Raw genomic sequence first — 16885 nt, forward strand, 5'->3', positions numbered from 1 at the left:
CATGCACCGCCGAGGGGCCGGCCCGGTCGGCCTCCGGGGAGTTAAGAAGGGCCCCTTCTACAACGCCAGGCGTTAAGAAGGGGCCCTTCCTTACATCCGGCCGCCGTGCGGCGGTTCAGAACGCGCAGGCGATGACCAGTTCCGTGGTGCGGTCCGGCAGCAGGTCCAGCTTCGCGATCCGGCCCGCCGCGCGCAGGTCGTCGGCGACGGTCCCGAGCTGGTCGAGCACCGCCGCCGGTCCGAGCGCCTCGGCCAGCGGCACGTCCGCCTTCATCGACAGCTTCCGTTCCGACTTGGCGCGGCGCACCTGACCCAGCGCGTCAGCGGCCAGCCGCAGCAGCTCCGGGTCACCCGGCGCCTCCATGGCGCGGCCCACCTCGTACGTGGTCGGCCACGGTGAGCGGTGCACCGACCCGTACCGCCACCACGACCAGACCTCCTCGGTCACGAACGGCAGCACCGGCGCGAACAGGCGCAACTGCACCGACAGCGCGGTCGCCAGCGCCGCCCGGGCCGAGTCGGCGGCCGGCCCGGTGCCGTAGGCGCGCTCCTTCACCAACTCGATGTAGTCGTCGCAGAACCGCCAGAAGAACGCCTCGGTGGCCATCAGGGCGGCCGTGTGGTCGTACCCGTCGAAGGCGGTGGTCGCGGTCGCGACCACGCCGGACAGTTCGGCGAGCATCGCGGTGTCCAGCGGTTGGGTCGCCGCGGCCCGCAGCGCGTCGGCGGCGCCCAGCCCGAGCGCGAACCGCGACGCGTTGAGCAGCTTGGTGGCCAGCCGGCGGCCCACCTTGACCTGGGCCGGGTCGAAGGCGAGGTCCATGCCCGGCTTGCCGTTGGCGGCCCAGTAGCGGACCGCGTCGGACCCGTTGCGCTCCAGCAGCGCCATCGGCGTGACCACGTTGCCCTTGGACTTCGACATCTTCTTGCGGTCCGGGTCGAGGATCCAGCCGGAGAGCACAGCTGTGTGCCACGGCAGCGCGCCGTGTTCCAGGTGGGACCGGGCCACAGTGGCGAACAGCCAGGTCCGGATGATGTCGTGCCCCTGCGGGCGCAGGTCCATCGGGAAGACCCGGGCGAACAGGTCCGGGTCGGTCTCCCAGCCGCCGACGATCTGCGGGGTCAGCGACGAGGTGGCCCAGGTGTCCAGCACGTCCGGGTCGCCTGTGAAACCGCCCGGCTCGCCGCGCTGCGTCTCCTCGTATCCGGGCGGCGGCTCGCTCGTCGGATCGATCGGGAGCATCGCCTCGTCCGGTGTGAGAGGGTGGGACCAGTCCGGCTCGCCAGCGTCGTCGAGCCGGTACCACACCGGCACCGGCACGCCGAAGAACCGCTGCCGGCTGACCAGCCAGTCACCGGTGAGACCGCCCACCCAGTGCTCGTAGCGGTGCCGCATGTGCTCCGGCACCCAGCGCAGTTCCCGCCCCCGGGCCAGCAGCTCCTCGCGCAGGCCGGCGTCCCGGCCGCCGTTGCGCAGATACCACTGCCGGGTCGAGACGATCTCCAGCGGCCGGTCGCCGCGCTCGTAGAACTTCACCGGGTGGGTGATCGGCCGCGGCTCGCCGACCAGGTCGCCCGCGTCGGCGAGCAGCTCCACGAGCGTCCGCCGGGCGCCGTTCACGGTCTGCCCGGCCAGTGCCGCGTAGGGCTCCGCCGGCACGCCGGCCGGCGGCTCCGGCAGCAGGCGTCCGTCCCGGCCGATCACCACGCGGGTGTCCAGCCGCAGTTCCCGCCACCAGGTCACGTCGGTCAGGTCACCGAACGTGCAGACCATCGCGATGCCCGTGCCCTTGGCCGGGTCCGCCAGCGGGTGCGCGCGCACCGGCACCTCGACCCCGAACACAGGGGTACGCGCAGCCGCGCCGACCAGGTTCGCGTACCGCTCGTCGTCGGGGTGGCAGACGAGCGCCACGCACGCCGGCAGCAGCTCCGGCCGGGTGGTGTCGATCAGCACCTCGCGGCCGTCCGGCCCGGTGAACCGCAGCCGGTGGTACGCGCCGGGCCGCTCCCGGTCCTCCAGTTCCGCCTGCGCGACGGCGGTGCCGTACCCGACGTCCCACAGAGTCGGCGCCTCGGCCTGGTACGCCTCGCCCCGCGCCAGGTTGCGCAGGAACGCGCGCTGGCTCGCCGCGCGGGCCGCCGACCCGATCGTGGTGTACGTCAGCGACCAGTCCACCGACAGCCCGAGCCGCCGCCACAGCGCCTCGAACGCCTTCTCGTCCTCCACAGTGAGCAGCTCGCACAGCTCGATGAAGTTGCGCCGGGAGATCGCTGTCGGGTTCTTCCGGGCCGCGTCGTCCACCGGTGCGGCCGGCGGGCGCCAGTCCTTGTCGTACGGCAACGACGGGTCGGGACGCACGCCGTACACGTTCTGCACCCGGCGTTCGGTGGGCAGCCCGTTGTCGTCCCAGCCCATCGGGTAGAAGACGGTGCGCCCGCGCATCCGCTGGAACCGGGCCACCGTGTCGGTGTGCGTGTACGAGAAGACGTGACCCATGTGCAGCTCGCCCGACACGGTCGGCGGGGGAGTGTCGATCGCGTATACGTCCGACCGCTCCTTCGTGCGGTCGAACGCGTACGTGCCGTCCTCCTGCCAGCGGCGGGCCCAGGTCTCCTCGAGGCCGTCCAGGCTCGGACGCTCGGGGACGCCGCCGCGAGGGCTGATCGTCGTGTCGGTCATCAGCCGATGGTAGGCAGCCACCCCGCCGCACTCCACGACTTTCCCCACCCCGCGCGTCCTCGTCGATCTTGCACTTGCCGCCCCGGCACAAGCCACTGATCGGGCATCCCTCGGGCCGCAAGTGCAAGATCGACGAAGGGTGGAGGGGAGAGGGGCTAGAGGAGGGAGTCGCGCCACTGGCGGTGCAGGGCGGCGTAGCGGCCGTCGGCGGCGATCAGCTCGGCCGGCGGGCCGTCCTCCACGATCCGGCCGTCGTCGAGCACCAGCACCCGGTCCGCTGTCTCCACCGTGGAGAGCCGGTGGGCGATCACCAGGGCGGTACGGTCGCGCAGCACGCTGTGCAGGGCCCGCTGCACCAGCCGCTCGGTCGGCACGTCGAGCGACGAGGTCGCCTCGTCGAGGATCAGCACCCGGGGATCGGCGAGGAACGCCCGGGCGAACGCGACGAGCTGCCGCTGCCCGGCGGAGAGCCGACCGCCGCGCCGGTGCACGTCGGTGGCGTACCCGTCGGGCAGCGCGGCGATGAAGTCGTGTGCGCCGATCGCCCGCGCGGCCGCGACCACCGCCTCGTCGTCGGCGTCGGGGCGGCCGAACCTGATGTTGTCGGCCACGGAACCGCTGAACAGGTGCGTCTCCTGGGTCACCAGCACCACCGCCCGGCGCAGCTCGGCGTCTGCGAGGTCGCGCAGGTCCACCCCGTCCAGCCGGATCACGCCCGCATCCGGGTCGTGGAAGCGGGCCACCAGCTTCGCGACAGTGGACTTCCCGGCGCCGGTCGGCCCGATCAACGCCACTGTCTGCCCGGGCGGCACGGTCAGGTCCAGGCCGGACAGGATCGGCGCCCGGCGGCGGTAGCCGAAGTCGACGGCGCGGAAGGTGACGGCCCCGCGCGGCGGCCCGGCGGGCAGCGGCACCGGCCGCGCCGGTTCGGCCACCGCCGGGCGCTCGTCCAGCACGCCGGCCAGCTTCTCCAGCGCGGCGGTCGCCGACTGGAGCGAGTTGTAGAACTGGCTCAGCTCCTCCATCGGCTCGAAGAACCGGCGCAGGTAGAGCAGGAACGCGGCGAGCACGCCCACCTCCACGCCGCCGCCCAGCACCCGCCAGCCGCCGTACCCGAGCACCACCGCAGCGGTCAGGTTGCCGATCAACCGGATGCCCGGCGAGTAGATCGCGATCAGCCGGAACGCGCGCAGGCTGGAGCGCCGGTAGTCGTCGTTCACAGTGGCGAAGATGCGGTCGTTGCGATCCTCCCGCCGGTACGCCTGGACGGCCCGGATGCCGCGCAGCGACTCGACGAAGTGCACGATGACCAGCGCCACCGCCTCCCGGGTGCGCCGGTACGCCCCGGCCGAAGCGCGGGCGAACCAGCGCGACAGCACGAACAGGAACGGGAACGCGAGCAGCGTCACCGCCGCCAGTGGCAGGTCCAGCCAGAGCAGGATGCCCGCCACCGACAGCACTGAGAGCCCGGCCATCACCAGCTTGTCGATGCCGCCGTCGACCAGCTCGGCGATCGACTCCAGGTCGCTGGTCAGCCGGGACACCATCCGCCCGGACGTGTAGCGCTCGTGGAACCCGACGTCGAGGCGGAGGAAGTGCCCGTACACCCGGCGGCGCAGGTCCAGCAGGACGGCCTGGCCGATCCGGGCGGCGAGGGTGAGGAACGCGCGCCGGGCCGCGTACTCGACAGCGGTGGCGACCACGAACGCGGCGGCGACAGCGATCAGCGGGCCGGGATCGCCGGCCCGCAGCGGCTCGATACCCCTGTCGATGCCGAGCATGACCAGGTACGGCCCGGACATCGCGGCGGCGTTCTGGGCCAGCAGCAACGCCACCGCCAGCCCGAGGGCCCGCCGGTGCGGGCGCAGCAGCCGGCGCAGCAGCAGCCGGCTGCGGGCACGCAGCCGGGTCACCGCCTCCGGGGACGAGTCCTCGGCCCGGCTGCGGTCGGCGTCCGGATCGGTGGCCCGCCCTCGCCAGCGGGACAGGTCTTCACCGTCGCCGTGGCGCGCGCCGGTCGTCCCGTTACCGTTCGGCGCGTCGCGGGGCCGGGGCACCCGCGGCGCGCGGCCGGTCACGAGCGCACCAGGCCGACGCCGTCGCTCCGGCGCTCCGGCTCGGCGGACAGCACCGCCCGGTAGGCGGGTACGCGGGCCAGCAGCTCCGAGTGGGTGCCGACGGCGACGATCCGGCCGTCGTCGAGCAACGCCACCCGGTCCGCCAGTGCCACGGTCGAGGGGCGGTGCGCCACCAGCAGGGTCGTGGTGGCGGTGTCCCGCAGCACGCGGCGCAGGGCCGCCTCGACGAGCGCCTCGGTGTGCACGTCGAGTGCGGAGAGCGGGTCGTCGAGCACCAGCACCGCGGGCCGGCCGAGCACCGCACGCGCCAGCGCGAGACGCTGCCGCTGCCCGCCGGACAGCGACAGCCCCTGCTCACCGACCCGGGTCGAAAGCCCCCAGGGCAGCTCGTACGCGAACTCCGCCTGGGCCAGCGTCAGCGCGGCCCGGACCTCGTCCTCGCTCGCGTCCGGGCGGCCCAGTGTGAGGTTCTCCCAGACCGACATGGAGAACAGCGTCGGCTCCTCGAACGCGACGGCGACCAGCCGCCGCAACGACTCCAGCCGCAGGTCACGCACGTCGTACCCGTCGAGCGTGATCCGGCCGCGGGTGACCTCGTGCAGCCGGGGGACGAGCGACAGCAGCGTGCTCTTGCCGCAGCCGGTGGCGCCGACGAGCGCCATCGTCTCGCCCGGCTCCACTGTCAGGTCCAGATCGCGCAGCACCGGCGCGGACGTGCCGGGGTAGCGGAAGCCGACCCCCTCGAAGCGGAGCCGGCCGCGCACCTCGCCCCGGTCGAGCGGCCGGGCGTGCGGTGCGTCCACGATGGTCGGCGGCGTGTCCAGGACCTCCTGGATCCGGTCGGCGGCGGTCGCGGCCTCCTGGCCGTTGGCGATGATCCAGCCCAGCGACTGCACCGGCCAGATCAGCATGAGCTGGAGACTGACGAACGCGACCAGCTCCCCGATGGACAGCGCGCCGTCGGCGACCGCCGCGGCGCCGGCCACCAGGACCGCGCCGAGGGTCAGGTTGGGCACCAGATCGAACAACGCGGAGGTACGGGCCAGCAGCCGGGCCTTGCCGATCCCGGTGTCGTGCAGCCGGCGCGCGCCGACGGCGAACCGGGCCGCCAGTTCCGGCCCACGCCCGTACGCCCGCATGGTGCGCAACCCCAGCGCGGTCTCCTCGACCAGCGTGGCGACGTCGCCCTGCTGGTCCTGCATGCGCCGGGACGCCGCGTGGTAGTGGCGCGCGAAGCGGCGGCTGATCAGGAACAGCGGTACGGCGCTCGCCGCGACCAGCAGCCCCAGCCACTGGTGCAGCCGGATCAGCAGCGCCACCACCGCCGCGTAGGTGACCAGGTTGAGGACCAGGAACAGCAGCCCGAAGGAGAGGAACCGCCGGATCACCGAGAGGTCGCTGGTGATCCGGGACAACAACTGGCCGGACTGCCAGCGGTCGTGGAAGCCGGCCGGAAGCCGTTGCAGGTGGGCGTAGATGTCGGCGCGGATGGCGGCCTCCATGCCCACCGAGGACGACGACTGCGTCCAGCGGCGGATGAAGATGAGGACCGCCTCGGCCACGCCGAGCAGCAGCGCGAGGGCGCCGAGCCGGAGCAGCCCGGCCTCGTCGTGCCGGGCCACCGGCCCGTCGACCACCCGCTGCACCACGAGCGGAACGGCCAGGCTCGCCGCGGTGGCGGCAAGCGCCGCGACCAGCAGCCAGGCGAACTCCGTCGCGTACGGGCGCAGGTAGGGCCGCAGCCGCCAGAGGTTGCGCAGCGGCTGGGACCGGGCGCCGGAATGCGCCGCGGGGTTGCCGTCGCTGGACGCGGGCACTACCCGACGGTAGCCGCCGGGGGTGACAGTCCGGCTGTCAGCTAGCCGTCACCCGTCCCTCATGCCCGAGAAGCCACTTCTTCACGTCCAGGCCCCAGCGGTATCCGCCGAGCGAGCCGTCGGTGCGCAGCACCCGGTGGCAGGGCACGAACAGCGCGGCGGCGTTGCGTGCGCAGGCCGCCGCGGCGGCCCGGATCGCCGCCGGTCGCCCGGCCAGCGCGGCGAAGCCGGTGTAGGTGACCGGGTCGCCGGGCTTCACGTCGCGCAGCACCTGCCAGGCGTGCGTCAGGAATGCGCCGCCGGTGTGCTGCTCCACCGCTACCGCGTCGATCGCGGTGAGTTCACCGTCCAGGTAGGCCCGCACGGCGGCGGTCACCGGACCGAGGTCGGCCCGTTCCCGCAGCTCGCCGCGCAGGCTCGGGTGGATCAACGGCAGCAGGGCCGCCGGGTCGGCGGTGAAGCCCGCCGCGCGTACCGCCCCGGTCGGGCCGGCGAGCACGCTCAACGGGCCGGCGGGGGTGTCGATGACGGTGCTGTCCACAGTGCTCATGCTGCTCTCCAGAGTCGGATGGTCGCGTACGACCGCCAGGGGCGCCAGCGGTCGGCGTACGCGGACAGGGTCTTCGGGTCGTCGGACAGGCCGAGCGCCGCTGCGCCACGGCGTACGCCCAGGTCGGTGGTGAGCGCGACATCCGGGTCGCCGAGTGCGCGCATGGCCAGGTAGCCGGTGGTCCACGGGCCGATACCGGGCACCGCGGCCAGGAGCCGGACCGCCTCCTCCCGGTCGCCTCCGGGTTCCAGGTCGAGTTCGCCGTCGGCGACCGCGCGGGCCAGCGCACGGAGCGTCTCCCGGCGGGCCGCCGGCATCCGGAACGCCGTGTCCGGTGCCGCGAGCACCTCCGCCGGACCGGGGAACGCCACCAGGCCGTCCGCCGGGTCGTCGGCACCCGCCCCGCTCGCTGCCCGGGTGGCGGAGAGCAGGCGGGTGAGCGTGGTCCGCGCCGAGGCCAGCGAGACCTGCTGGGTGGCGACGGCGCGGACGGCCAGCTCGAAACCGTCGACCGCGTGCGGCAGCCGGACGCCGGGCTCGGCCGCGACGGCCGGGGCCAGCGCCGGGTCGGCGGCCAGTGTGGCGTCCACCGCTACCGGGTCGGCGTCCAGGTCGAGCAGACGGCGGCAGCGGGCCACCGCGGGGGCCAGGTCACGCATGTCGGCCAGCCGCAGCGTCGCGTCGATGTGGCCGTCGGCAGGGGCCAGCGCCACCGTGGCGGGCCCGTGCGGCAGTCGCAGCCCTCGGTGGTAGGTGCCGTCGCGGACCACCTCGACGCCGGGTAGCGCGCGCAGCGCGAGGAAGTCCAGCAGCGCGCCCGCGTGCAGCGGGGGCCGGTACGCCAGCCGTAGCGAGAGCGTGCCCGCCCCGGTGGTCGCCGCCGGGCCACGTCGGCCGGCCCGCAGCTCGGACGGCGTGCCGCCGTAGACCTCGCGGACCGTGTCGTTGAACTGCCGGACGCTGCCGAACCCGGCGGCGAAGGCCACCTCGGCCAGGCCGAGGCCGGTGGTCTCGATCAGGATCCGGGCGGTCTGTGCGCGCTGGGCCCGGGCCAGCGCCAGCGGGCCGGCGCCCAGCTCGGCCCGGAGCATCCGGTGCAGGTGCCGCTCGGTGTAGCCCAGCCGGGTGGCCAGCCCGGGCACCCCGTCCCGGTCCACCACGCCGTCGGCGATCAGCCGCATGGCGCGACCGACCAGGTCGGCCCGGACGTCCCACTGGGGCGAGCCCGGTGCCGCGTCCGGCCGGCACCGGCGGCACGCCCGCAGCCCGGCCCCCTGCGCGGCGGCGGCGGACGGGAAGAACCGGACGTTCTGCCGCTTGGGCGTCATCGCCGGACAGGACGGCCGGCAGTAGATCCCGGTCGACGTCACGCCGGTGTAGAACCAGCCGTCGAACCGCGGGTCGCGGCTGTCGACGGCTCGGTAGCACCGCTCGAAGTCCAGTTCCATGCCACGATCCTGCCTCGCAGCTCCGACGCTCGGCTGGCGGGATTCAGACATGACGTGCGGCAGTCGCGCCCGCCCGGGGAAGTGGCGGTATCCCGAGCCCCGGGACACCGCCACATCGGCGAGGTGGCGTGGATCATGACCGGCGGACCCGAGAAAGTGTCGTAAGTGGTCGGTAGCGTCCCGCCACCAACTCAAGAAGAGGTGCGGGGCATGGCGAGCGTGGCCGGGCGGGGTGTCCGCTGATGCGATCGGGGCGAGCACCGTTGGACGCCGCGGTGGTGGAGGGCTTCTACGAGCGGATGCGGGTGGTGGCGCCGGCCGCGTACGGCGCGATCGAGCGTGATCGGGCCGGTGACCCCGGTCGCCCCTTCGCGAACACCGCCTGCGGGCGGCTGGCCGGCTCCCTCGACCCGGACGGGCTGCGCGCGCTCGGCATGTGGGCCCACCACTGGTGCATGCGCTTCTACGACGACGACACCCGGGTCGGCCTGCGGCTGGTCCGCGAGATCGCCGCGCGCTCCGGCCTGGGCTGGACCGCCGACGAGGTGCGGTGGCTGCTCGACCGGTCGTACGCGGCCGGTCCCGCCGCCGCGCACCGGTTCACGCTGCCGCTCGCGGCCGCGGCGCAGTTGCCGGCCGGTGTGCTGCCCGAGGGCGTCACCGCCGAGGCGTGGCCGGAAGACTGGCGTCGGCTGCGGGCCGGCTGACCGCGCCGCCACCGCGCCGCCGTCCCGCCGCCTGCCCGAAGGTCGGCCGGCGTCGTCGTCGGGCTGTCCGCGCCGCCGCCCGGCTGCGGGCGCGGCGATCGACCCGGCATCTGCGCGAGCACCATCGCCGCCACGGCCACCGCGAAACCGGTGAGCTGGACCGGGTCCAGCGCCTCACCGAGCACCACCCAGCCGAGTGCCGCCGCGGTGAGCGGGCTCAGCGCGCCGAGCACCGACACGCGGGACACCGGCAGTCGCGCCGCGCCCCGGAACCACAGCACGTACGCCAGCGCGGTGCCGGCCAGCCCGAGCCACGCGTACCCGAGAAGGGCCGGCCCGTCGGGCACGGGCGGCGCGCCCTCGACGGCGGCGGCGACCGGCACGATCATCAGGCCACCGGCGACGAGCTGCCAGCTCGTCGCGGCGAGGACGCCCGTTCCGGGCGGCCGGCCCCAGCGGCGGGTAAGCACAAGTCCGGCGGCCATCGCCACGGCGCCGGCCAGTCCGGCGGTGACGCCGAGCGGGTCGAGGCCGGCACCTGGGCGCAGCACCACGAGGGCGACGCCGAGCGGGGCGACCGCGGCGGCGACCAGCGCCGGCCGGGTGGGGCGGTCACGGAGCAGCGCGACTGTCAGCACCGCCACCAGCAGTGGCTGCGCGGCGCCGAGGACGGCGGCGGTGCCGCCGGGCAGCCGGTACGCGGCGAGGAACAGCAGCGGGAAGAACACCCCGATGTTCAGCGCGCCGAGCACTGCGGCTCGCCCCCACCAGAGACCGCGTGGTCGTCGGCGGGTCAGGGCGAGCAGCAGCAGACCGGCCGGGAGGGCGCGGATCGCCCCGGCCCAGAGCGGCCGGTCCGGGGGAAGGAGTTCGGCGGTGACCAGGTAGGTGGTCCCCCAGGTGATCGGGGCGGCGGCGGTGAGCGCGACGTCGGTCCAGCGGCGGTTCATGTCGGCCTCTCTCGGCTCTAAGTATCTTAGCGCTAAGCTAATCAGGCCCGAGCGAAAAGGGGAAGTGGGACGTGCGGCACAATCGGCAGCCGTGACAGGCGACGAGGTGGACGCGATCGTCGAGCAGTGGCGGCGGGAACGACCAGGTATGCGGCCCGAGCCGATGGCCGTGTTCGGCCGCATCTACCGGCTGGCCCGGCTGGTCGGCGACGGCCAGGAGAAGGTGTACGCGGGCTGGGGCATCGGCCGGGGCGAGTTCGACGTGCTGGCCGCGCTGCGGCGCTCCGGCTCGCCGTACACGCTGGCGCCGAAGGCGCTCGCCGCCTCGCTGATGCTCACCTCCGGCGGCATGACCGGGCGGCTCGATCGCCTCGAACGGGCGGGCCTGGTGCGGCGCTCCCCGGACCCGGCCGACCGGCGGGCGCTGCGGGTCACGCTCACCGACACCGGCCGCCGGGTGGTGGAGGAGTCGGCCGAGGCCGGGCTCGCGGTGCAGCGGCGGATCCTCGACGCGCTTCCGCCCGCCGACCAGGACCGGCTGGCCGACCTGCTGCGCGCGTTGCTCGCGGCGGCCGAGGCCGGGCCCGCGGATCCGGCACAATGATCGGCACCGTCACCGCCCGGAAGGACGCCCATGCCCGCCACCGAACCGACGATCGTCGCCACCAGCATGGGTTTCGCCAGCCGTCGCCGTGGCCCCTGGGACGCGCGGCCCAGCGCCCTGTTCGACCTGATGGCCGAACTTGCCGGGGCCGGTGACGCGCCCCGCGTCTGCTACCTCGGCCAGGCCACCGGCGACCAGCCGACCGGGTTCACCGTCTTCTACGGCGCCTTCGCCGGCACCCGGTTCCGCGCCTCCCACCTGGCGCTCTACCCGATGCCCAACGTCGAGGACATCCGGGCGCACCTGCTCGCGCAGGACGTCATCTGGGTCGGCGGCGGCAGCGTGGCGAACCTCTGCGCGGTCTGGCGGGTGCACGGCCTGCCGGAGATCCTGCACGAGTGCTGGCAGGCCGGAGTGGTGCTCGGCGGGGTCTCCGCCGGCTCGATCTGCTGGCACACCGGCGGCGCCACCGACAGCTACGGTCCGACGCTGCGGCCCTTCACCGAAGGGCTGGGCTGGCTCCCGTACGGCAACGGCGTGCACTACGACAGCGAGGAGCAGCGCCGCCCGCTGATGCACCGGCTGGTCGCCGACGGCACGCTGCCGGCGAGCCACTGCACCGACGACGGCGTGGGGCTGATCTACCGGGCCACCCGGCTGGCCGAGGCGGTGGCGGACCGTCCCGGCGTGGCCGCGTACGAGCTGGTCCGCGCCGAGGACGGCACCGCCCGGGAGACCCGGATCGAGCCGCGCCTGCTGTCCGCCGAGCCGGAGTGACAGGCTTCGCGGACCTGCCTGCCCGGCGCGGCCGGCGAAGCGCGTAAGCTGGTTCGTCGTGAGTCTCACCATCGGCATCGTCGGCCTGCCCAACGTGGGCAAGAGCACCCTGTTCAACGCGCTGACCAAGAACGACGTGCTCGCCGCGAACTACCCGTTCGCCACCATCGAGCCGAACGTCGGCGTGGTCGGGCTGCCCGACGAGCGGCTGGCCAAGCTGGCCGAGATCTTCTCCTCGCAGAAGGTGCTGCCGGCGCCGGTCTCGTTCGTCGACATCGCCGGCCTGGTCCGGGGTGCCTCCAAGGGGCAGGGCCGGGGCAACGCGTTCCTCGCCAACATCCGGGACGCCTCGGCGATCTGCCAGGTGGTGCGCGCCTTCTCCGACCCGAACGTGGTGCACGTCGACGGCAAGGTCTCCCCGGCCGACGACATCGAGACGATCAACACCGAGCTGATCCTCGCGGACATCCAGACGCTGGAGAAGGCGCTTCCCCGGCTGGAGAAGGAGGCCAAGCTCCGCAAGGACCGGGCCGCCGCGGTCGAGGCAGCGAAGAAGGCGGTCGAGGTCCTCGACAACGGCGTGACGCTGTACGCGGGCGCCGCCGCCGCGAAGGTCGAGCTGGAACACCTGCGTGAGCTGCATCTGCTCACCACCAAGCCGTTCCTCTACGTCTTCAACGTCGACGAGGCCGAGCTGGGCAACGACGAGTTCCTCGACGAGCTGCGCGGCCTGGTCGCCCCCGCCGAGGCGATCTTCATGGACGCCAAGATCGAGTCCGAGCTGGTGGACCTGCCCGAGGACGAGGCCCGCGAGCTGCTGGAGTCGATCGGGCAGTCCGAGCCCGGCCTGAACCAGCTCGTCCGGGTGGGCTTCCGGACGCTCGGGCTCCAGACGTACCTGACGGCCGGCCCCAAGGAGGCGCGGGCCTGGACCGTCCCGGTCGGCGCGACCGCGCCGGAGGCCGCCGGGGTGATCCACAGCGACTTCCAGCGCGGCTTCATCAAGGCCGAGGTGGTCTCCTACAACGACCTGGTCGAGGCCGGATCGATGGCGGCGGCCAAGGCCGCCGGCAAGGTCCGGATCGAGGGCAAGGAGTACGTCATGCAGGACGGCGACGTGGTGGAGTTCCGCTTCAACGTCTGAGTTCGGTCTGTTGTCACAGGTCAGGAGATGCCGCCGTCGCTGCGTAACAGTTGGCCGTTGATCCAGCCCCCGTCGGGTGAGCACAGGAACGCGACGAGGTTCGCACAATCCCGCGGGCGTCCGAGGCGACCGAGCGGCTTGGCGGTCACGCCGAGGTGGGCCAGTTCTTGAGCAGCGGCCAGGGTGATCCGATCGAGAGCGCCTTTGCTGGCTCCGTAGGGAAGGTTGCCGACGGTAGCGTCACTGGTGAGGCTGACGATGCGTCCCGTGCCATGTGACCCTCGGAACCGTCGGGCGTACTCGCGGATCAGGAGCCAGCTCGCCCGGGTGTTGACCGCGAAGTGACGGTCGAAGCTCTCGATGCTGGTGTCGAGCAGGCCTGATTTCACGCTCTCGCAGTGGGCGAGGACGAGCGCGCCGACCGAGCCCAGCTCTCGCTCCACGGCCTCGAAGATGTCAGCCGTGGTGTGAGGATCAGCGAGGTTCGCCTCGACTGCGACAGTTCTTGCCCCATGCTCGGCGGCCTGGCCGCTGAGCTGCGTCATGGCCTCGGGATCGGCTCCCCAGGGCATCCGCTCGTCGTACGGGGTCCAGTAGGTGAAGCCGACATCCCAGCCGGTCCGAGCCAGCGTCACCACCACCGATGCAGCGATGCCGGCGCTGCGGCCGGCACCGGTCACCAGGGCGACGGGTCGATGCTGTTGGTCCCTGCCGTCCGTAAGAGGCATTTCGTGGTCGCACCCCCTCGACGCACCATCCTTGCTGCCCGCCCGAAGGCCGTCATCGGAATTACCCGGCCACCACAGCAGTGCCGGCGATGCACCGCGACGGCGCTCCCGCAGTCTCCTCGTCCACGGGGTCATGGTCCCGCACCCGGACGCGGGAACACCCGTGGGCCGGCCCTCGGTGTGGCCTGACCGATGTCTTCCCGGCGCCGTGCTGGTCTGTACGCCGAGTACCGACCCACGGGAGGCTGGCACGATGCGCAAACTGACCTTCGGCATGAACGTGAGCCTGGACGGCTACGTCGCCGCGCCCGGCGACGACCTCGGCTGGGGTGCGCCGAGCGACGAGTTGTTCCAGTGGTGGTCCGACCGGGTGGGGGCGACAGGCACGGCGCTCTACGGGCGGCGACTGTGGGAGGCGATGAGCTCCCACTGGCCGACCGCCGACCAGCAGCCGGGCGTCACACCGGCCCAGGTCGAGTTCGCCGGCCGCTGGCGGGACATGCCGAAGGTGGTGTTCTCCTCGACGACCAGGCCGGTCGACTGGAACACCCGCCTGGTCACCGGCGACGCGGTCACCGAGATCACCCGGCTCAAGGCCGAGGACGGCGGTCCGATGGACATCGGCGGCGCCACACTCGCCGCTGCGGCCATGCGGGGCGGGCTGATCGACGAGTACGTGCTCGTCACCCACCCGGTTCTGGTGGGTGACGGCAAGCCGTTCTTCACGGCCCTGGACAACTGGGTGAACCTGGCCCTGGTGGAGACCCGGACGTTCCCGGCCGGTGTGCTCCTGACGAGGTACGAGACCAGGCGCTGAGGTGACGCTCCACCAGTGCAGGTCGACAACCGATGCGCAAACGACCGCCGGCCCGCGTCCTGCGGACCGGCGGTCGCCGTGTGCGTAACCGTCAGGCGTTGGCCCGGCGGATGGCCGCCATACCCCCGAGCGCGGCCGCCGCCGCCACCAGGGCGGGCCATCCCACCAGCAGGCTGATCTGGTGCTGGCTGCTCAGCCACTGCCAGATGGCGCCGAACCAGCCCTGCCAGGTGATCAACGCGACGAGCAGGCCGGTCACCAGGATCAGCGCCGCACCGGCGCCGAGCAGGCCGTTCATGCCGAACCGGACGTACCAGACGGATACGAAGACGGAGAGGAAGTTCAGGAACAGGAACGGCACCGCGTAGACGGCGATCTGCAACAGCCCGTTGTCGACGTCGATGTACGGGATCCGGAAGAACCGGAGCTCGATCCCGAAGCCGCCGGTGGCGCCCTCGATCAGGTTGAGCAGGTAGAGCAGGACGCCGTAGACGACCGCCTGCACCACGTTGACGAGCACTGTGGCGAGGTAGAAGGTGCGCCGGGTGACGCCCATGCCGAGCGCGAACGGGAACACCTGGCTGATCGAGGCGGCGGCGATGATCGCGCAGACGATGTAGAGGCTGAGCAGACCGCCTGTGGTGTTCTTGCCCGGCGCCGCCTCGTCGACCGAGGCGAAGATCAGCAGGTTGACGCCGAGCGAGATGGCCATGATGCCCCACGGCCAGTCCAGCTGGCCGACCCGGGCGATGGTGTGCATCCGGGCGACGTCGAGGATGCGGGTCATCGGGTGTTCGTCCTTTCCGTCGTCAGGCGCACCACGGCCTGCTGGAGCGACAACGGTGCCAGGTCGATGCCGAGCTTCCTGGCGCGCATCCGTTCGGCGTTGTCGAACGACCCGCGCAGCGACGCGCGGACCGCGCCGCCGAGCTGCCCGCGGTGCAGCACCCGGTGTGCGGCGGCGAACTCGTCCACCGCCCCGGCCGGGCCGGACGCCTCCATCACCTCGCCGCGCAACTCGTCGCTGGGCGCGTCGAGCAGCAGCTTGCCGCGGTCGAGCAGCAGCACGTGCTCGATCAGGTCGGCCACCTCGTCGATGAGGTGTGTGGAGAGCACGACAGTGCGCGGATTCTCGGCGTAGTCGGCGAGGAGCCGGTCGTAGAAGAGCTGCCGGGCGACCGCGTCGAGACCGAGGTACGGCTCGTCGAAGAAGGTCAGCGGCGCCCGTGCGGCCAGTCCGATCGTCACGCCCAGCGCGGACAGCATGCCGCGGGACAGCTTGCGCACGTTGCGCTTGCGCGGCAGGTCGAAGTCGTCCACGAGGGACTGCGCGAAGTCCTCGTCCCAGTTGGGGAACAGCCGCCTGGCCAGGCTCAGGACGTGCCGGACCTGGTAGGTCGTGGGGTACGTCTGGCTCTCCTTGATGAAGACCACCCGCGACAGTGCCCGCTCGTTCTCGTACGGGCGCTCGCCGAAGAGCGTGAGGTCCCCGCTGATGCCGTTGTTCTGGCCGGTGATCAGCTGCATCAGCGTCGTCTTGCCGGCGCCGTTGCGTCCGAGGAGGCCGTAGATCTTGTTGCCCGTCAACGTGAAGGTGACGTCGTCGAGAGCGGTCACCTCACCGAACCGCTTCGTGAGGCCGGCTGCCGCCACGACGCTCATCGCTGTTCCTCCCCTGTCTCGATGAGCTTCTTCAGCTCCTCGGTGCCGATGCCCAACTTGCGTGCCTCCTCGATGAGGGGCCGCACGTACTGGTCGGAGAACTCGCGCCGGCGGCGTTCCCGGAGTGTTTCGACGGCCCCCGTTGCCACGAACATTCCGATCCCCCTGCGTTTGTAGAGAATCCCGTCATCGACCAGGCGGTTGATCCCCTTGGCGGCGGTCGCCGCGTTGATCCGGTGGAACGCCGCCAGCTCGTTCGTCGACGGCACCTGGGTCTCCTCCGCGAGCGTCCCGTCGATGATCGAGTTTTCGATCAGCTCCGCGATCTGGACGAAGATCGGCCGCCCGTCATCCATCCCGGTTCTTCGGTTCATTACTCATGTAACTAACCGTCGCACCTGGGCGCCGGAACCGTCAAGTGCCTTCGGGTACGCGCGGCGGCACGCGGGCTCGCTAGGGTTCGCGCCGTGGAACTGAGGATCGACGAGAGTACGCGCCAGGTACGGGAGTTCGTCTGCGGCTGTTGCGACACCGCCGCAGAGCGGACCTGGGCCCACATCCGCACCGACGACGCGACGGCGGCCGTCTACTTCGCGAGCTGCTACCACCACGACGGCGTGCACGAGGTCTGGATCGACGCGATCCTGGGCAGCTGGGGCCGCGACGACTTCGACGACCACGTCACCTTCGGCTGCCGGGTCGGGCCGGTGGCCGGCTCGCCGGGGCCGGCCGCGACGCTCGTCAACGGTGGTGAGGTCGCGGGGGACAGCCCGATCTTCGGCCGCAAGCTCAGCCGCGAGGAGGGCCTGACCCATCCCCGGCTCGCCGAGTTCTGGCAGATGGTCGACCTGATCCTGGAGCGGGACGCCCTGGTACGCCGCCACCTGGTCGGCACCTGACCAACCCGGTGATCAAGGGGTTTA

Annotated in this window: 15 protein-coding genes and 1 pseudogene; 6 read left to right on the plus strand and 10 right to left on the minus strand. The window is 72.7% G+C overall.

Annotation, left to right across the window (positions count from 1 at the left end):
* Positions 1-115: 115 nt before the first annotated feature.
* The 5 genes from valS to FHX31_RS02210 all read right to left on the minus strand — a co-directional run bounded on the left by valS (position 116) and on the right by FHX31_RS02210 (position 8573).
* Entirely contained in the window at positions 116-2680 is a 2565-nt protein-coding gene (valS, locus tag FHX31_RS02190) for a valine--tRNA ligase (RefSeq protein WP_184974863.1), read from the minus strand.
* A 155-nt stretch (positions 2681-2835) separates the two neighbouring features.
* Entirely contained in the window at positions 2836-4668 is a 1833-nt protein-coding gene (locus tag FHX31_RS02195; RefSeq protein ID WP_221488280.1) for an ABC transporter ATP-binding protein, read from the minus strand.
* A gap of 86 nt (positions 4669-4754) precedes the next feature.
* A complete protein-coding gene (locus FHX31_RS02200; RefSeq protein WP_091330820.1) occupies positions 4755-6575 on the minus strand; it encodes an ABC transporter ATP-binding protein in 1821 nt (606 codons plus the stop codon).
* Between the two features lie 37 nt (positions 6576-6612).
* Positions 6613-7125 (minus strand): methylated-DNA--[protein]-cysteine S-methyltransferase, encoded by a 513-nt coding sequence (locus tag FHX31_RS02205; RefSeq protein WP_013288485.1) that lies wholly within the window; start codon positions 7123-7125, stop codon positions 6613-6615.
* Entirely contained in the window at positions 7122-8573 is a 1452-nt protein-coding gene (locus FHX31_RS02210) for an AlkA N-terminal domain-containing protein (protein WP_013288484.1), read from the minus strand. The genes FHX31_RS02205 and FHX31_RS02210 overlap by 4 nt, the downstream gene beginning before the upstream one ends.
* 242 nt (positions 8574-8815) lie before the next feature.
* On the opposite strand from FHX31_RS02210, the gene FHX31_RS32510 reads away from it, so the two are divergent.
* Positions 8816-9280 (plus strand): hypothetical protein, encoded by a 465-nt coding sequence (locus FHX31_RS32510; protein ID WP_486481645.1) that lies wholly within the window; start codon positions 8816-8818, stop codon positions 9278-9280.
* Positions 9281-9408: 128 nt separating this feature from the next.
* Here the strand turns inward: FHX31_RS32510 and FHX31_RS02215 are convergent.
* A pseudogene (locus FHX31_RS02215) lies at positions 9409-10413 on the minus strand (EamA family transporter); the annotation flags it as partial.
* On the opposite strand from FHX31_RS02215, the gene FHX31_RS02220 reads away from it, so the two are divergent.
* The 3 genes from FHX31_RS02220 to ychF are packed head-to-tail and all read left to right on the plus strand — an operon-like array spanning position 10322 to position 12755.
* Positions 10322-10834, plus strand: a complete 513-nt coding sequence (locus FHX31_RS02220; protein WP_013475216.1) for a MarR family winged helix-turn-helix transcriptional regulator — start codon at positions 10322-10324, stop codon at positions 10832-10834. The pseudogene FHX31_RS02215 and the gene FHX31_RS02220 overlap by 92 nt on opposite strands.
* A 30-nt stretch (positions 10835-10864) precedes the next feature.
* Entirely contained in the window at positions 10865-11611 is a 747-nt protein-coding gene (locus FHX31_RS02225; RefSeq protein ID WP_184974869.1) for a Type 1 glutamine amidotransferase-like domain-containing protein, read from the plus strand.
* Positions 11612-11669: 58 nt separating this feature from the next.
* A complete protein-coding gene (gene ychF / locus FHX31_RS02230) occupies positions 11670-12755 on the plus strand; it encodes a redox-regulated ATPase YchF (protein WP_013288480.1) in 1086 nt (361 codons plus the stop codon).
* Between the two features lie 20 nt (positions 12756-12775).
* On the opposite strand, the gene FHX31_RS02235 is transcribed toward ychF, so the two are convergent.
* On the minus strand, positions 12776-13435 hold the full coding sequence (locus FHX31_RS02235) for an SDR family oxidoreductase (RefSeq protein WP_402881928.1): 660 nt from the start codon (positions 13433-13435) through the stop codon (positions 12776-12778).
* A gap of 301 nt (positions 13436-13736) precedes the next feature.
* On the opposite strand from FHX31_RS02235, the gene FHX31_RS02240 reads away from it, so the two are divergent.
* Entirely contained in the window at positions 13737-14300 is a 564-nt protein-coding gene (locus FHX31_RS02240; protein WP_184974872.1) for a dihydrofolate reductase family protein, read from the plus strand.
* Positions 14301-14391: 91 nt separating this feature from the next.
* On the opposite strand, the gene FHX31_RS02245 is transcribed toward FHX31_RS02240, so the two are convergent.
* Genes FHX31_RS02245 through FHX31_RS02255 form a run of 3 tightly spaced genes read right to left on the minus strand, consistent with a single transcriptional unit; the run spans position 14392 to position 16318 of the window.
* Positions 14392-15087: a hypothetical protein gene (locus tag FHX31_RS02245; protein ID WP_013288461.1), complete on the minus strand. Its 696-nt coding sequence runs from the start codon at positions 15085-15087 to the stop codon at positions 14392-14394.
* A complete protein-coding gene (locus FHX31_RS02250; RefSeq protein WP_013288460.1) occupies positions 15084-15962 on the minus strand; it encodes an ATP-binding cassette domain-containing protein in 879 nt (292 codons plus the stop codon). The genes FHX31_RS02245 and FHX31_RS02250 overlap by 4 nt, the downstream gene beginning before the upstream one ends.
* Positions 15959-16318 carry a GntR family transcriptional regulator gene (locus FHX31_RS02255; RefSeq protein ID WP_013288459.1) on the minus strand — a complete coding sequence of 120 codons (360 nt, stop codon included), beginning with the start codon at positions 16316-16318 and terminating at the stop codon, positions 15959-15961. Before FHX31_RS02255 ends, FHX31_RS02250 begins: the two co-directional genes overlap by 4 nt.
* A gap of 111 nt (positions 16319-16429) precedes the next feature.
* Here FHX31_RS02255 and FHX31_RS02260 point away from each other — a divergent pair, with 111 nt between their 5' ends.
* Positions 16430-16861 carry a hypothetical protein gene (locus FHX31_RS02260; protein WP_145754085.1) on the plus strand — a complete coding sequence of 144 codons (432 nt, stop codon included), beginning with the start codon at positions 16430-16432 and terminating at the stop codon, positions 16859-16861.
* The last annotated feature ends 24 nt before the right edge of the window (positions 16862-16885 follow it).

The organism is Micromonospora sp. CNZ286 (assembly GCF_014207755.1).

Coding starts and splice junctions, on each gene's coding strand:
- valS (WP_184974863.1), bottom strand. CDS start 2,680: ATGACCGACACGACGATCAGCCCTCGCGGCGGCGTCCCCGAGCGTCCG.
- FHX31_RS02205 (WP_013288485.1), bottom strand. CDS start 7,125: ATGAGCACTGTGGACAGCACCGTCATCGACACCCCCGCCGGCCCGTTG.
- FHX31_RS02210 (WP_013288484.1), bottom strand. CDS start 8,573: ATGGAACTGGACTTCGAGCGGTGCTACCGAGCCGTCGACAGCCGCGAC.
- FHX31_RS32510 (WP_486481645.1), top strand. CDS start 8,816: ATGCGATCGGGGCGAGCACCGTTGGACGCCGCGGTGGTGGAGGGCTTC.
- FHX31_RS02225 (WP_184974869.1), top strand. CDS start 10,865: ATGCCCGCCACCGAACCGACGATCGTCGCCACCAGCATGGGTTTCGCC.
- FHX31_RS02240 (WP_184974872.1), top strand. CDS start 13,737: ATGCGCAAACTGACCTTCGGCATGAACGTGAGCCTGGACGGCTACGTC.
- FHX31_RS02245 (WP_013288461.1), bottom strand. CDS start 15,087: ATGACCCGCATCCTCGACGTCGCCCGGATGCACACCATCGCCCGGGTC.
- FHX31_RS02250 (WP_013288460.1), bottom strand. CDS start 15,962: ATGAGCGTCGTGGCGGCAGCCGGCCTCACGAAGCGGTTCGGTGAGGTG.
- FHX31_RS02255 (WP_013288459.1), bottom strand. CDS start 16,318: ATGGATGACGGGCGGCCGATCTTCGTCCAGATCGCGGAGCTGATCGAA.